The sequence below is a fragment of the Arthrobacter sp. NPDC080031 genome (assembly GCF_040702485.1).
Classification (GTDB): Bacteria; Actinomycetota; Actinomycetes; order Actinomycetales; family Micrococcaceae; genus Arthrobacter.
Window position 1 is genome coordinate 75,633 of record NZ_JBFBLA010000011.1, and the last position, 15,173, is coordinate 90,805.

Consider the following 15,173-nt stretch of genomic DNA (forward strand, 5'->3'; position numbering starts at 1 on the left):
TCCGGGCGCGGCGGCGTCAGCCCCGCGGACCCGGACACCGCGCGCTACCCATGCGCGCGGCGGTCAATCGCAGGCTCACCTCTTGGGTAGGCCCGGCGGGAAGCACCTTCAGTCGGCGTTCCAGGGATTGGCCTTGGTGACGGACCCGGAGGGGTCCACCTCGACAAGGCCGAGCATGAGTGCGAGATCACGGCAGTCGGCCGCGTCCGCCGAGTGGGCGGAGACCAGCAGCAGTGCGTCGTCGCAGATCTGCTCGCTCCTGTCTTCGGGCTGTGCCGCACGGACTGTGCCGACGGCGGTGGTGGTCGTGGTGGTCATGGCAGTGACGTCCTTCTTCCTGTGTTCGAACGCGGTACGCGCACGCACGAGCGCCCCCACCCCGGGTATCCGGGACAGGGGCGCTCGAACGCAGTGTGGTGCCGGGATCAATCGACGGCCAGCGCCTCCGGCTCGTCGGAGACGGCGGCAGCGGGTGGGATGAATGCAGTCGACGCAGCCGACGCAGCCTGGGCGGCGAGCAGCCGGTCCTCGATCCACACGCGCACGGCCTTGCCGGCCGGACGCGCACCCTGGGAGTCGACGTAGGTTTCCTCGGCGACGGCACGCAGCTCGTCGTCGGGAATCGACGCGGGCAGTGTCTGGCCCAGGCGGGGCCTGGCGTCCAGGATCCGTTCGCGCTGGCGGCTGTACTCCGCCGCGAGGATCTCCCGGTAGGCCTGCTCGTCAACCGGGTTGAAACCCACGACGAGTGAGAACCGCCCGAGCAGCTCTGCGTCGAAGAACTGAGCCAGCTCCTTGGTCAGGGACCGGTGGGAGACCGCCGGCGGGGCCGAGCCGAAGCCGACCGGCTTGCGGTTCAAGGCTTCCCGCGCGGCGTTGGTCGTGCAGATCACCAGCGCCTTGGAGAAGTCCAGCACCTTGCCGTGGGCGTTGCGGATGTAGCCCTCGTCGAAGGCCGAGAGGAACAGCCGCTGCACGGCTTTGTCCGCCTTCTCGAACTCGTCGAGCAGGATCACCCGGTGGGGGTTGGACTCGAGCGTGTCGAACGGCAGCTCGCGGTTGGAGTCCGAGCCCACGTAGCCGGGAGGTGCCCCGACGATCTTCGCGGTGTCCGAGGGAGTGTGGAACTCCGTCATGTTTAGGATGATCGGCTCGGTGCCGGTCATCTGCTCCGCAATGATCTTCGCGGTCTCGGTCTTGCCCACGCCCGAGGCTCCGGCGAGCATCCAGGTTGTCGGGGTCGACGTCGGGAACAGGTCCAGCTCCTCGCGGGCCAGGCGGTCCACGAGCTTCTGGAGCACGTCGTCCTGTCCGCGCAGGCGGCCCAGCAGGGTCGCCCGGAGGGTTGCGACGTCGAACTCCGGGCGCTGGGCGTTTCCGGTCATCAGACGCTTGGCCACGTCCAGGACGCGCTTGGTAGTCAGCGGCACTTGCGGGATCGACCGCAGGGTGTTTACGAGTGCAGTGTCTCCGGCTGCCTCGGCCTGGACGATGAGCTTCTTCTGCTCCAGCACACGGTCGGCCATCGCCCGGTCCAGCAGCGTGATGGCGCTGTCGGGGCGGTGCTGCCCGGCACGGGAGTTCTCCTCCGCGATCCGGACCGTCTCCGCCAGGACGTCGTCAGAGACCGCGATCTGGTGGCGGTAGTGCGCCACCAGGCCCGGACGGACACTGCCGAGCACTGTGAGGGTCTGCTCGACGGTCAGTTCGTCGACGATGAGCGGGGTGAAGCGCCGCGCGAAGGCAGGGTCGTCGTCGAAGGCCCGGGACTCGGTGGAGGTGGTGGCACCGATGACGCGCATGTCGCCGCGGGCCAGGGCAGGCTTGAGCACCTGCGAGACCTTTCGTAGCACCGAGTCGGTGTGGGAGGTGGATCCACCGGTGATCTGGTGGATCTCGTCCATGAACAGGATGACCTTGTTCTTGGGGTCTGAGGCGAAGTCGATGACGGCCTGGACCTTCTCCTCCAGCTGCCCGACGATGCCGGAGCCGGCGACGAGGTTGGTGATGGGCAGCTCGTAGACGGTGAAGCCCTTGAGCTGGTCGGGGATGAGGGTGTCGCCCAGGGCGATCCGGCGGGCGATGTCCTCGACGATCCGGGTCTTACCAACGCCCGCGGAGCCCTTCAGGAGCACATTCGGCTTGTTTCGGCTGATCAGGAAGGAGAGGACCTGCTCGATGAGCGCGTCGCGGAACATCGTCGGGTCGGCGTTCTTGAACTTCTCGTTGTAGTCGACGAGAAGCTCCTTGACGGCGTCGTCGGACTGGCCGCCCTGGCTGGGGATGCCGCCCATGGGCGGGAAGCTCGGAGGCGTGCCGCCGCTGTTCGTGTCGTCGTCGGAGCCCGACGTGAAGTTGTTGAGGCCCATCGCGGGTCCCTCCTTCGGTGTGGTTCGCCGGGCGGCGCGCTGGGTGGGCGCGCCGGGATTCCCGGCAGGGTTATGGGTAGGTCTGAGGGAGGAGGAGACGCCGGCCGGCTCGGCCGGTCGGCGTCTCCCCTGTGGCCGGGAGCAGGATCAGAGGACCATGCCCAGCAGCTTCTGCCGGATGCTCGGGTCGATGTGCTGCATGCCGTTCGCGTACGCCTCGGCGGAACGGACCATGTACTTCCAGTCCATGGCCGAGCACGGGGCGTAGTAGACGTTCGGCGGGTGCTCCTCGCGCCTCGAGGGCGGAGACCACTCGAAGTCGGTGATCATCAGCGACAGCCGGCGCTTGCGCACCGTGGAGGCGTTGATGTAGTCCCACACCTGCTTGAACTCGGTGCCGCCGGTGACCTTGGGCACCTTCCGGAACTCCTGCCAGATCTGCCGCGTCGACTTGTTCTCGACCTTCAGCAGCGTCTCCTCGGAGAGCATGTGACTGAAGGAGTTGAAGTACAGGTTGACGTTGAGCTTCTTGGCGATCCGGATGAGCATCAGCACCGCCTCCTGGTAGTTCTCCTCGGAGATCGACCCGGAGGTGTCGATGAAGACGTGCAGGTCGGGCATGTACTGCACCGAGGTGATCCGGCCCGGCTTGTTGAAGTCGTCCGGGTTGCGGCGATTGGCCTTGAGGAAGGTCGTCTTCGTCGTCCGGTAGACGTTCTGGGACTTGTTGACCTTGCCCATGCGCTTGAGCACCCGGGTGATGTCCTTGAACAGGTCCAGCTTCGTGGGCGGGGCCTTGCGGAACTTCACCTGGGCCGAGCGCGAGCCCGGCTGTCCCGGCTGCTGCCGTGCGCCCATGGCAGCGGCCCTGGCAGCTGCTCGCGGGAGCGAGGTCAGCTTGGACAGCGCGGCGTTGGAGACGACTTTCACGGGCGAGGCGAGGGACTGGTTGATGAGGTTCCACTCCCCCGTTACCTTCGTGGCGGTGGCGCGGGCGTGGGCCTCGACGTTGACCAGGACCAGCGACCGCGGGCAGAACAGCTCCCCGACGGTAAACGGCATGATGCCGGTGTCGAGGGCGGCCGCGCCTGTTGAGGCGGCCTTGCGCTGCTGGTCGACGTAAGTCATCAGCATGCGGATGACCAGCCGGGCGAAAGAGAACTCGTCGTTGCCGTCGGAGTCGTCCTTGCGCAGCAGCAGCGATTCGGTCAGCCCCTTGAGCGAGAGGTTCGCGAAGTCGTTCAGCAGCCGGAGGGTGTCCGCCGGCATCGCGTTCGCGCCGGCCATCGTTTGCACCTGCTGGCTCAGCCAGATCTTGAAGCCGTCGAACGCGGCAGAGGACTGGAACCAGAACCCGAGGGTATTCGGGTGGTAGGTGTAGGCGACGGAGGCGAAGAAGGCGCTCTCGTTGGCGGAGCCTGCGAGCAGACCCTTGGCCGCGGGGATGACGTCATTCTGGGCGGTGTAGATCACCCGGGCTGACGGCGCGGGCCACTTGTTCTGCTGCCCGGCCTGGACAGCGAACAGTTCGCCCACCGGCAGGGGCGTGCCCTGGTCATAGCTGACCATGGTCTGCCCGAGCAGCGCCTTGGCGTTCTTCTCGGCGGCCGGGTCCATCGTCTCGCCGAGGCAGCGCATGACGATGTCCAGGACGTCGCCGGTGATGTCGTGGCCCGAGCCGTCGACGATGCTCGCCGGAGCGCTGGGGTTCAGCGGCTCCAGCAGCGGGTCGACCAGGACCTTCTGGATGGCCGGCATGGGGTCGTAGTCGCCCGTGCACGAGATCGTGTGCAGGGCGTCGAGCACCGCCGGCTTCTGGTTCGTGACGGTGATCGTCATCGTGGTCTCCTAATGCGGTCTGAGGCGACGGGTGTTGTGGGATGGCGGGGGACGCTCCGGAACGGAGCCGGTGGCGTCCCCCGCCGCCCAGTGCCGGGTCGGCTCAGAGGAAGGCCGACAGGGACGGCTTGACCGCGGCCACGATCGGCGAGTCGACCTCGAGGAAGGCCTCCAGGTTCTGCCGGTCGAACTGCCCGGTGGTCACCAGCTCGAACAGGGTGCGCGTGTGCTCCGGCTCAATCTGGACGGCGGCCTGCGCCAGCTGCTCGATGAGGCGCGAGTTGTCCTCCTTCTCCTTCATCGCGTAGAGCAGCGAGCCGGAGACCTCGTTCTGGGTCAGGCCCGAGATCTGCGCGGCGAGGTCGGTGACCGTGCCCGCGGACTTCAGGGTCGCGTAGCAGTTCGGCTTGGGCACGTTGACGCGGTTGTGTGCCGGGCCGCCCGAGTTCGATGCGAGGTCTTCGGCGATGACCGCCACAAGCTGGGTGGTGAACATGGTGTCGCCGGTGAAGGCCTCGATCGCCTCGTTGAGCAGCGAGGTGTCGCGGCCGCCGATCTGGACCGGGGTCGCCAGGTGGCTTGCCAGCTCCTGGCGGTCGACGCGGTTCAGCCACCGCGAGAGGTGGTCGATGGTGCGCGGCGTGGTGAGCTGGTTCATCTCCTCGCCGCCGTCGAACAGCTCGGCCATGGTGACGTTGCCGTCGTCATCGTCGTCATCGCGGCCGTCGGCCACGATGGAGTTCGGTGTCGACTTCTGGAAGATGAGTCCGGGGTGCTGGGTGAGGACTTTCTTCACCCAGGGGTTGAGCGCGTCACCGAGGACGGACATGAGGGTCGTCGCATCGGGCTCGACGTGGAAGATCGCGAAGCGCGACAGCGAGGCCTCGTCGAGAGTCGTGACGTTGCCCTTGTCGTTGCCCGCCACGATGAGGCGGACGTTCTCCGGCAGTTCGATGTGTCCCATGCGCCGCAGGGTCACCAGGGTGAGCGCGCCGGAGGTTACGTCGGAGGTCGTGCGGTTGATCTCGTCGAGGAAGAGGATCGGCCACTCGCGCGGGTTCTCCAGCGCGTAGTCGATGCACTCCTGGATGACCTGGTGTGGGTAAAAAACCTGCTTGTAGGACTGTGTCCCGTCGGTCTTCTCGTAGGGCACCAGGCGCGCGCCGGTGAGGTCGGCCTTGTCGGCGAGCTGGTTGCAGGGCAGGACGAAGGCTTTGGTGCCCATCGAGTAGGCGAGGGCCTCGACGAAGGAGGACTTGCCGATGCCGGGCTCGCCCATGAGCGCGGGCGTGGCCCCGACCTCGAGGGACTGCTGGATCAGAGTCGTCAGGGTGTCGTTGAACTTCATGGGAATGTCTTTCTGGTCGTGGGTGAGCTGTGAGCAGGTGAGACGGGAGACGGACCCACGGCAGGGCTGAGCGCCGTACGGGACATGTCGGAAGCAGGGCCACAAGGCCCGGTGACGGGGGCGGTCGGGCTCAGAAGCCCACCGCCTCCCCATCCCCGATCGGGCTCCGCCCGATCCAGTCCTTGTTCCACCGCCAAACCGATGGGCAACCCCCGAAGGTTCACCCCGCCTCGGCGGAGGCTTCCCGTGCCGCCACCAGGGCAGCGGCACGGTCCAGCAGGAACGGCCTGCCGTTGCGCATCTGGGCGTGCTTGGGCCGCGGCTCGATCACCGCCAGCGAGGTCTTGTACAGCAGCCAGGCCTCGTCACCGGAGGAGAACTGCGCGCCGAAGGACCTGTAGGTGCGCAACGGCAGCTGCATGCCGGTGTAGAGGACACCCAGGACGGAGAACTCCCAGCGGGAGCGGTCGTTGTCGAAGTCCTCGGGCGTCTTCAGCCGGTCGCGGGAGCCGGCGAGTGTCTGCTCGACGATGGCCTCGGCGTACGGGATGTCGGGCATTTCGCCGTCGGTGCCGACGGCGGTCGAGGGGATGCTGATGCTCGGCTTGGCCTTGGCGGCGAGGTCTGCATACAGGTCCGCCACCGAAGAGAACCGGTCGGAGGCTGGTCGCGCCGCAACGTGTTCGACGATCCGCTGCGGCACTGGGTTGCGGGTGAACGTGCACCAATGGTCCAGGAGGATCTCGTACCAGCCATGCTCCTCGCGCAGGACGCGCTTGTCAGCGGCGATCGGGAAGTCGTGGAGGTTGGCGGGCAGCGGGGCGACCAGGTGGAAGCCCCGGCCCGACATCGACAGCTCCGAGTACAGGATTCCGGGCAGGCGCAGGATGTCTGCTGCCACGTCCGGCGGGCAACCGGGTTCGACGTCGATCACGATCAGACCGTCGGAGGGGGCCTGCAGGTAGAAGGCAGCGTTCGCCGCGTTCGGCAGTGTGTCGGCCATCTGGTCGAGGGTGAGCAGGCAGGTCGCGTCCAGGGCGAAAGCTCCGCGCAGGGGGCCTGCGTGGCGGCAGCCCGGATTGCAGCCGTCGAGCAGGTGCCGCACATCGATCGGTGCCTTGCGGCCGGAGTCCTCGTCGTCGAGCTCGCCGAGCCGGCCGGAGATGGTCCAGCGGCAGGCGGTCGCCAGGGCGCGAATCGCGGGGTTGTCATAGAAGCTGGGGAAGATCGCGCGGGGATCGACGGCGGTCACATCAATGCCTTCTTGTCGGGAGCGGATGAAAACAGGGCCGGGTTGCACCCCGGCCCTGAAAGACGAGACCCCCGTACGGCATGGATGCCTGCACGGGGGTCTCGTCTGGGGGTTCGGTCGGTCGGATCGGCCTTGTATCAGCCCTGGTAGGTGATGCCGGCCTGCTGGGCATCGCCGGAGCCGCCCCATGGGCCCTGGCCGGCGGGAGCACCCACGGCGGAGCCCGCGTTCTTCAACTCGGCGTTCTCACGCTCGAGGCGGGCGAGCTTCTGCTCGGGCGTCTCCTGCTGCGGCTGCACCGCGGGGACCGGGGCGGCAACCGGAGCCACGGCAGGGGCCGCCTGCGGAGTCACCGCGACCGGTTCGGTCAGGACCTGCGCGTGGGTCTGGGCGGGGACCGGAGCCGCGACGGCGGGCTGCGGGGCCGGGAAGGACAAGCCGTCCTCGACCTCGGTGGCGACCGGCTCCTCGCCGTTGCCGACGGCGGAGCCCGAGCCCGGCTGGGCCTGGACCGCGCGGGGCGGGGCGTTGAAGACGATGCCGCGGGCCGCGAGCTCCCCGCTGGCGACGCCGCCGGCGTTGTAGTAGCGCGGGGTCTCGTGCACAATCACCTGGTCGAGCGACAGGCCGCGGTTGGCGAAGTTCTTCGGCTTGTAGACGCGGAGCACGAGCGTCACGTCCAGTCCCTGTGCCAGCTCCTGGCCGGAGGTGTCCTGGTCGTAGGTGCCATCACCCTTCTCGGACGGGATCGCGATGATCGGCAGGTTCGTGCCCTTGGAGTCGATCGAGTAGTTCGCGCCCGAGGCTGGGTTCTTCTTCGAGGTGTAGCGGCGCTCGGAGACGAACTGCTCCTCGACCGTGGGGTTCGCCGGGTCGGCGAACTGCACCTCGGCCTCGGTGATCGTCGCCGTGGTGTGCGGCTTGCCCACGGGGCTCATGCCGTTCTGGACCTTGCGCTGGTCGCTGGCGGCGAGGGCAGCACCCTCGATGAGGCTGGTCAGCCGGGCGAAGGCGAGCTTGCCGCGGATGAAAACGCTGGTGCCCTCGGTGAGCTGGTTGGCGGAGATGGAGTAGTTGGCCATGGTGGTGGGTTCCTTCTGTTGAGTGATTCGGTGGTTCGTGGCGGCCCGTCGGACTGGTCTATGACTCGTCTATCCCTTCTCCTATTCTATCAAGATGCACTGGGCTACGAGTAGAATGTGCATGAGGACTCGAATGGTCACAAATGGTGAACTGGATAGAGAGGGACAGGGATGACGGATACGATGCACAGGCCCGAGGAGAAGGTCGCTGATGCGGCTCCCCCGGCCCGGGTGGCGGTGCAGCGGCGGGACCGGCTTGGGCCCCTGGGCTATGGCGGTGGACCGGTGCTGGCGGCCGGGATCATGGCCGGTGGCGCGCTGCTGTTCGCCGGCTGGGGCGCGACGCAGCTCCTCACTGCTGACCGGAGCCCGGCGAGCGATGCGGCGGCAGCTTCCCAGCACGAGGAGGGCACCGTGACGGTGACCTTGCCGGACCGGGACCGCAACGGGGTCCCGGACGCCTTCGAGGCCAAGGCCGGTAACGGCAGCTCTGCGGACGGCCAGGGTTCGGGCACCTCAGCGTCGGGCAAGGGCGACGAGGACAAGCCGGCGCAGGTCCCCGAGCCGAAGCCACAGCCGCGGGTGTATGTGATCCAGTGGGGTGACACCCTCACGGAGATCTCGGCGGAGACCGGAGTGCCGATCGGGGCCCTGGTCGAGAAGAACCGGATCCAGGATCCGAATCTCATCTACGCCGGGGCCTCGCTGCTCATCCCGCCCACGGCGTGAGAGCAGGCCTGGGGCCCGGACTGCGCCGACCTTCAGCGCAGTCCGGGCCTCTTGCTGTGTCCGGAAACGGTCAGTCGGCAGGTCCTGCAAGCATCTGCTGCAGCGATCGCAGCCGCGCTAGCTCGGCCTGCATGCGGGCGACGTCGTCCGGCGCGTAGTCCTGGGGGTAGTCGAGCTTGTACTCGGCGAGCAGCTCGATCTTGGCGGCGAGGAGGTCCGGCACGCCGAGTTCGTCGATCAGGGCCCGGGTGAAGGCCCGGAACGCGTCCTCGTGGGTGATCGCCGCGCCCTGGGCCCAGCCGAGGGCTGCGAGGGCGGACTCCCCGTCCTCATGGGTGAGGCCCCGGGAGGTGACGACAGCGGCTGCGGCCTTCTCGGTGAGGCTTGCCATCGTTCCGGTCGGGTCAGTCATCGGCACCGCCGCCTTGCCCTGCGGCGCTGTCGCCGGCCGGGGGCGACGGGGTCTGGATGTCCAGCCAGATCTGCATCGCCTCCAGGACGTTCGAGACCCCGTCGCCTTCGTCGAGCGCGATCAGCTCCGTCCATCCCGACTGCGTGAGTGTCGAGACGGCGAACTCTTCCCTGGCCGCAGTCACCTGGTAGAGCCCGGAGCCGGCGACTTCGTAGATGGTCCGGCCGTGCCGGGCGGAGCCTTCGGCCCGTTCGTACTTGACGGGCAGCTGGGCTGCGCGGAGAGGGACGGTCATGGGCTACTCCTGTGGGTCGTGGCTCTCAAGAACAGACGATTCGGTAACGGTGGCCGCGCCGCGCACCGCGCGGCTGCGACCACCACGGAACGACCCCCGGGACCGGCGTGAGCCGGTCCACGGTCTTTTCCACCGGTTCCCCAGGGAAGCAAAAGACCCGCCTCGGCCGAAGCCGGGCGGGGTCGATCGAGCGCCGGAAGAAGTGCTGCGCCGCGCTCAGGCGGCGTCGGTGTCGGCCTCACCGGGATCCTCGGCAGCGTCGTGCTTGTCAAACAGGAAACCCCGGGCCTGGCCGCTGGCCATCATGTCTCCGAGGTGCGCCAGGAGCACCGCGCGCTGCGTGGTCCGGCGGTCCTCCAGCGGGTCGTAGTCGCGCAGGGCATCCAGGTTGACCACCCAGCCGTTCTCGCGTTCGACGGCTTCCTCAAGTTCGGAGCCAGAGGCGACGGTCATACCGGTGAAGTCGTGGTCGAACTCGGGTGTGACGTCGAGCCGCTGTGTCGGGTCGTCGATGTAAAGCGTGTCGCCGAACAGCAGCCCGCCGGAGCGGTCGAAGGCGGTGAGAAAGACGCGGTCGGCGCGGGAGGTGTTCTCGACATGCACGGCGGCCACGGGGTCGTTGGCGAGAAAGTTCGTCTGGCTCAGACGGGCATAGGTGCGTGAGCGGGCTTCGTAGCACCACATGATCGACCGGGCCTCGTCGAATCCGCGGAACTCGTCGGAGGGGGGCTGCATATCGACCATCTGATGCTCCTTCACGGGCGTGACCACCTTAGTCCGGCGGGACATCACGATGTACGGAATCGCCGGGCTATGGTTCCCATCCTGCCACAGGAGTGGAAAAGATTCCACTCAAATACCAAAACGCCGGCACGAGGAAGACGTCCGCAGGGTGGTGGGACCCCGCGGCGGGATCAGTCTTGAGCGGAATCAGGGCTCTTGGGAGGCTCGTCGAGCTGCTCGCTCTTGCGCGCCAGTTCCACAATGGCCCGGATGCTGGCCAGTGCGCCGTCGCTGAGCCCGTGCACACGCAGGGCGATGGTGCGCTCCTGCGGGGTCAGCTCCTGCTCGGTGGCGCTGTCTGGCTCGTTCTCCTCCAGGAAGTAGGACAGGGGGACGTCGAAGGCGTCGGCCAGGGCTCGGAGGTGCTGCAGGCGGGGATTGTGGGCCTCCCCCTTGCGCAGTTGCTGCAGGTAGCTGAGCGACATCGAGGAGATGCCGCGCTGCTCCATTCTCTGGACGATTTCCTGCAGGGTGACGGGGCGACCGTGTGGTCCCGCCGTCTCCGCGAACAAGCGTTCTAGTCGCTGGGCGATGGTCACGGAGCTGGATCCTCCTCGTGATTTCAGACATGAAGTCATCGAGGCGAACGGTGCACGCGACGACACCTTCATACTAGTGGAAGATCTTCCAATGCGGTGGCATCGGCACATTTCCCGCTGCGCCGGAGCGGCGGGCAGTCCTAGCCGGCGGTGGGCATGTACGCACTGGCTCCGAGCATCACGGCGGCCGCCAGGCCGGATCCGAATGCGAGCTCGAGGCGTGTGTGGTGCTTTAGCTTCAGCCGGGCGAAGGCGACCACGGGCAGCAGGGTTGGGAGGGCAAGCAGCCACCAGGGCGAGAGACGCATCGCCGCGAGGACGACGAGGGAGGTGAAGCAGAACGCGTGCATGGAGACTTTTGGTCCCAGGAGGGTCACTCCCCCGGCAAGGACGAGCCCGGCGACCATCGTCGGCAGGATCCACAGCAGCGGGCGCGGTGCGTCCAGCAGCACCGCCGTTGCCATGCCTCCAAGCACAGACGCCACGCAAACCAGGAAGACCCACCAGCGCTGATCGCGCCGGGTGACGTGTCGATCGGTGAGCTGCTCGCGCCGCACGGCGACATGGATGGTTGCTGTCGGGATCACTGCGCAGAAAGAGCCGATCAGGATGCCCCATCCGAGACCAACCCATGTATGCGGGTGGCCTGTGACGCCGCAGAGGACGCAGATGAGGAACACGGACACAGCGGGCGCGAACACGTCACTGAGGATCCGGGCGGCCCGGGTCGCAGGATCGCCGGCCGCGGGGATGCGGATTTTCGTCCCGTTCCCGGTCATCGCCCGTCCGTCCCATTCATGGCACTCATCGCAACACGGATTTCGTAGAGGCTCTGCACAGAGGCGGCCAGGGTTTCGTCGTCTTTCAGCTTGAGCGTGCGGAGCCGGCTCAGGGCGAGTGTGAACCACCCGAGGCTGGGAACGGCGTTCTCGCCGCTGAGATGGCGCACCAGCCCCGCCGACAGGTGCGGATCCTCGGGGTGCTGCCTGTGCAGGGGTTCCAGTGCGGGGTCGTGGTCCTCGCGGATGAGTCTGAGCGCGTCGTGGGTTTCGATGGTGAGCCTTGAGAGCGTCATCAGCTGATCGAACCCCTGCCGGTCTTCAGGCGGAAGCTTTACGTCGGGGTGAAGAGTGGTGGTCGTTCGCCACAGAGGTACGACGACCTCGTGCGCGAGGCGAAGCGCGACCCTCACCTGCGTTTCTATGCTGATGCGGCGGATGACCCCTGTTGCGAGTCCCAGGAAGAAGAAGCTGACAACGGTGACGAGGAGCTGTGTCCTCAGTTCAGTTCCGCCGACGACCGGACTGCCAAAGAGGTCCAGGAGTGATGAGCCGATAAACAGGGCAGATCCGATGGCCCCCGTAAAGACGAATGCAACCGGAAGGCGGGCGGAGAAGGGTTGGTTCTTCTGCGTCATGGTCCGCCAACAGCCGACGGCAACTACGGCCGTTGCCGCGGCGAATGCAGAGAGGTACAGGAAGTTGTAGGAGATCAGTGCCCAGGCCTGGCTGTGGGCAAGGGCGGCGTCGATGTCGACCCGGTCGTAGATGGTGCCGTCGGTATGGACGGGGATGAACCACACCAGCACGGCCTCGCCCAGGGCGATGATCCCGGCGAAGAGGTAGATGAACCGGTTTGCACGTCGTGAAAGCGGAGTCGCGCGGAACATGAGGATGAGCAGCACCACGGATACCTGGGCGGTCAGGATGGCAAGGCGCTTGAGGAGGTCGACGGCAGGTCCGTCTAAGGGAGGCTCCATGCCGCGGCAGACCGTGGCGATGAAGAGCGCGACACAGGTGACCCTGAGAAGGTTGACCCGGCGTCGGCGTCCTTGGTACAGGGCGGAGACGATGATGATCAGGCCCATGGTGATACCGACAATGATGATCTCAGTCATCAGATCTCACCGTCCTCGTTTGATCCGGACAGGAAGGCGAGCACCTCGCTCTGCTCCTCGGATGTCCGCCGCCGACGGTGCAGGGCCTCCATCAGTCGCATGCCGGTTGTCTCGGCGCGCTTCTCCACCGGATCGTCGAACATGCTGCGCAAGTGCGTGCAGTCGGTGTCGGCACGGACGTCGCCGTGCAGGATGTGGGCGTACTCGTGAAGGATCGTCTGCTCCTTGTTGAGGGGCGGGAGTTCGGGGTCGTAGAAAACGTGGGCTACTCGTCCGATTACAGTGGTGAGGCCGCTGACCTCGTGGTGGCGCATTTCGTCAGGGATGGGCCGGATCACGATCCCGAGGCCGCATGCTGCGGCGATGGCTTTGCCGAGGGCCTCGAGGGTGGTCTCAGACGGCCAGTCGAATGCGTCGAACTGATGGCGGTCCGGGTCGCAGCGCGCAGGCTGGTTACCGTGACGGCCGGAGGACCGGCGCAGGTGCGCGAAGAGCCGGATAGGCTCGACAAGAGTCGAAATGAAGGCAGGCATCAGCGATCCTCTGTAATGAAGAGAAAAGAGACACCGCCAGTCGTTTGCCAACGAAGGGGTTCGAGTCTCGTAACTTGGTTGTAAAGGATATTATCGCATGGCGGGGATCAGCGTGACGGAAGTGTCTCAAGCACGACAGCCTGAGGGCAGCGCACGGGTGATCGGCGCAACCCGTCCCATCGGCGGGTCGACAGGCCCGGCATCAATGATCCCGGTATTAGGAGGCGTCTAGCCTGTGGGAGCATATTTCGACGTTGGATCATGGGGCCTGTTTTGCGGCCAGGACGGCAAGCAGCTTGTGCTGGTCGGCGGCCAACCCTGCGGTCCAAGTTCGGCCAGAAAGCAGATGCGACGGATCCCGAGGGAACTGCTGCTGGAGGAGGACAGGCTCGCCCAGGTTTACCGGACCAAGACAGGCATCGCGGAGAAGGTGTTGCACGACGGCCAGGAGTGGTTCGTGGTCGTGCAGCCCAAACTGTCACCCCGCTCCGGAAGCGTCGTCGGCGCATTCGCCCTCGTGTTGCCGGCGGGGGCGGCCATCCCGGAGCGGCCTTTGGTGGGCGGCTGGGAGTGGGAGATCGAGCTGGACGGAAACCTCCAGCCCACACAGCAGCGACGCACCTACTGGGACCGGGCGCTTTACGACATTTATGCGGTGGAGCCCGGCGTGGACCAGCAAAGCCGGGGTTACTGGCAGGCAGGCGAATGGGCCAACGAACTCATCAGCAAGTCGGATCAGATGCGCGTCAACAGCTTGGTCCGGGACGGTATTCAGGAAGGCCTGACCGGCGTGGGCGAGATGGGCGTTACGGGCACCATCCGCTGCCTGACCTACGACGTGGTCACCGGGTACGGCTCCGAATCGCGGGGACGCAGGCACCTGCGGCTGGTCGGCCAGATCGTGCCCGTCAAGCCGGGCGATGAGAAGATCCTGATCCAGGGCTTCAGCTACGAGGTGCCGGATTCATTCCATGACATGGCGTTCGTGCGGGACGTCAAGGCCGGGCGTGTGGACGACGTACTGCGGGGTGTCATGTCACTGACGCGCGAGCCGATGGCCGTTGTCGACGTCGAGACCTTGGAACTGCTGATGACCTCGACCTCGTGGCGCGAGGGCGGCTTCCGCCATGTCGGCGGTCTGGGCCAGTTCACAGTCGACAACTGCGGCGAGGTGCAGGCCTTCATTCGTGCCGCTGCGGAGGACACCGAGAACTCACGGTACATGCAGGTGGACCTGCGCCGGAGCGACGGTTCGGTCCAATCCATCGGGATGACGGTCCTGGGTGTGCGCTCCGGCGTGCAGGGACGGGATGCGGTGCTCCGGCTGGATCTTTAGGCGCTCGGGAGTTTTCTCCTTCAGCGGCGTGGTTCGCGCGCGCTGAACACCGCGACGGTTCCCACGACGTTGACCTGGACTTCCCGGAAGGCACCTTCCAGCGCTGCCCGTAGGCCCTCGGCGTCATCCTGGCGGTTGTGGAAGATCCCGAGCCGGTTGTAGAGCGCCATGAGGCCCTTGCCTCCAAGGTTGTGCCGTACGCCGCTGCCCAGGATGGTCGCACCGAACAGAACTCCGTCGTCAGCGAGCCTCTCGGCAAGATGGCCGAAGGCTGCGCCCTTGTCGGCCCAGGTGCCGGGGACGCAGTGGAACAGGTAGTTCACGCCGATTGAGTCGAACAGGCCGATGTCTTCCGGGAGGGGTTCGAGCACGTTGGCGACCAGACGGCTGTGTGTGACGCCGACGATCCTGGCGGAGGCGCTGTCGAGGCTGTTGGAGTTGAGATCCATCAGCACGACGTCTGCGTCCTCGCGCATCTGCGCGTTTGCGAGATACCAGCCCGTGCCGGGCCCGACGTCCAGGTGGCGGCGTCCAAGGAGGCGGTCGTACTGGGCCAACATCAGTACGCTTGGGCAGCGCCAGGCCAATGAGTTGGAGAGCCGGACGACCACAAAGTCGTAGATCTCGAGGATCGGCTTATTGTAGACGCCAGCGCCGCGGCGCACTTCCTGGTCGTTCATTCAAGGGAACCTATCGATCGTTGGTACGTGTGCAAGGGAACGGAGACACTGGCGGCGCTGGTACGCAGCGCTCCTTGCG

Annotated in this window: 16 protein-coding genes; 2 read left to right on the forward strand and 14 right to left on the reverse strand. The window is 66.6% G+C overall.

What is annotated here, in order from left to right; all coding sequences use genetic code 11:
* Window positions 1-108 precede the first annotated feature (108 nt).
* From AB0323_RS11085 to AB0323_RS11110, 6 genes are all read right to left on the reverse strand, one after another.
* The gene (locus AB0323_RS11085; protein ID WP_133830737.1) at window positions 109-318 is read right to left on the reverse strand and encodes a hypothetical protein; all 210 of its coding nucleotides are present in this window, start codon (window positions 316-318) and stop codon (window positions 109-111) included.
* Between the two features lie 107 nt (window positions 319-425).
* A complete protein-coding gene (locus tag AB0323_RS11090; protein WP_366177362.1) occupies window positions 426-2,369 on the reverse strand; it encodes an AAA family ATPase in 1,944 nt (647 codons plus the stop codon).
* 147 nt (window positions 2,370-2,516) lie between these two features.
* Entirely contained in the window at window positions 2,517-4,208 is a 1,692-nt protein-coding gene (locus AB0323_RS11095; RefSeq protein ID WP_366177363.1) for a hypothetical protein, read from the reverse strand.
* 103 nt (window positions 4,209-4,311) lie between these two features.
* Window positions 4,312-5,556, reverse strand: coding sequence for a MoxR family ATPase (locus AB0323_RS11100; protein WP_366177364.1), 1,245 nt, complete (start codon window positions 5,554-5,556; stop codon window positions 4,312-4,314).
* A gap of 220 nt (window positions 5,557-5,776) precedes the next feature.
* On the reverse strand, window positions 5,777-6,856 hold the full coding sequence (locus AB0323_RS11105) for a hypothetical protein (protein WP_366177365.1): 1,080 nt from the start codon (window positions 6,854-6,856) through the stop codon (window positions 5,777-5,779).
* A gap of 89 nt (window positions 6,857-6,945) precedes the next feature.
* Window positions 6,946-7,890: a hypothetical protein gene (locus tag AB0323_RS11110; protein ID WP_366177366.1), complete on the reverse strand. Its 945-nt coding sequence runs from the start codon at window positions 7,888-7,890 to the stop codon at window positions 6,946-6,948.
* 171 nt (window positions 7,891-8,061) lie between these two features.
* Here AB0323_RS11110 and AB0323_RS11115 point away from each other — a divergent pair, with 171 nt between their 5' ends.
* Window positions 8,062-8,619, forward strand: coding sequence for a LysM peptidoglycan-binding domain-containing protein (locus AB0323_RS11115; RefSeq protein WP_056387469.1), 558 nt, complete (start codon window positions 8,062-8,064; stop codon window positions 8,617-8,619).
* Between the two features lie 70 nt (window positions 8,620-8,689).
* On the opposite strand, the gene AB0323_RS11120 is transcribed toward AB0323_RS11115, so the two are convergent.
* From AB0323_RS11120 to AB0323_RS11150, 7 genes are all read right to left on the reverse strand, one after another.
* On the reverse strand, window positions 8,690-9,031 hold the full coding sequence (locus AB0323_RS11120) for a hypothetical protein (RefSeq protein ID WP_256248803.1): 342 nt from the start codon (window positions 9,029-9,031) through the stop codon (window positions 8,690-8,692).
* On the reverse strand, window positions 9,024-9,326 hold the full coding sequence (locus tag AB0323_RS11125) for a hypothetical protein (RefSeq protein WP_366177367.1): 303 nt from the start codon (window positions 9,324-9,326) through the stop codon (window positions 9,024-9,026). Before AB0323_RS11125 ends, AB0323_RS11120 begins: the two co-directional genes overlap by 8 nt.
* A gap of 216 nt (window positions 9,327-9,542) precedes the next feature.
* On the reverse strand, window positions 9,543-10,070 hold the full coding sequence (locus tag AB0323_RS11130) for a hypothetical protein (RefSeq protein WP_366177368.1): 528 nt from the start codon (window positions 10,068-10,070) through the stop codon (window positions 9,543-9,545).
* A 170-nt stretch (window positions 10,071-10,240) separates the two neighbouring features.
* The gene (locus AB0323_RS11135) at window positions 10,241-10,648 is read right to left on the reverse strand and encodes a hypothetical protein (protein WP_366177369.1); all 408 of its coding nucleotides are present in this window, start codon (window positions 10,646-10,648) and stop codon (window positions 10,241-10,243) included.
* A 140-nt stretch (window positions 10,649-10,788) separates the two neighbouring features.
* Complete coding sequence (locus AB0323_RS11140; RefSeq protein ID WP_366177370.1) at window positions 10,789-11,427, reverse strand: hypothetical protein; 639 nt, start codon at window positions 11,425-11,427, stop codon at window positions 10,789-10,791.
* Window positions 11,424-12,545, reverse strand: coding sequence for a hypothetical protein (locus tag AB0323_RS11145; RefSeq protein WP_366177371.1), 1,122 nt, complete (start codon window positions 12,543-12,545; stop codon window positions 11,424-11,426). The genes AB0323_RS11140 and AB0323_RS11145 overlap by 4 nt, the downstream gene beginning before the upstream one ends.
* The gene (locus tag AB0323_RS11150) at window positions 12,545-13,078 is read right to left on the reverse strand and encodes a hypothetical protein (RefSeq protein WP_366177372.1); all 534 of its coding nucleotides are present in this window, start codon (window positions 13,076-13,078) and stop codon (window positions 12,545-12,547) included. Before AB0323_RS11150 ends, AB0323_RS11145 begins: the two co-directional genes overlap by 1 nt.
* A gap of 235 nt (window positions 13,079-13,313) precedes the next feature.
* Here AB0323_RS11150 and AB0323_RS11155 point away from each other — a divergent pair, with 235 nt between their 5' ends.
* Entirely contained in the window at window positions 13,314-14,414 is a 1,101-nt protein-coding gene (locus AB0323_RS11155) for a hypothetical protein (protein WP_366177373.1), read from the forward strand.
* 20 nt (window positions 14,415-14,434) lie between these two features.
* On the opposite strand, the gene AB0323_RS11160 is transcribed toward AB0323_RS11155, so the two are convergent.
* The gene (locus tag AB0323_RS11160) at window positions 14,435-15,094 is read right to left on the reverse strand and encodes a methyltransferase (RefSeq protein ID WP_366177374.1); all 660 of its coding nucleotides are present in this window, start codon (window positions 15,092-15,094) and stop codon (window positions 14,435-14,437) included.
* Window positions 15,095-15,173: the final 79 nt, after the last annotated feature.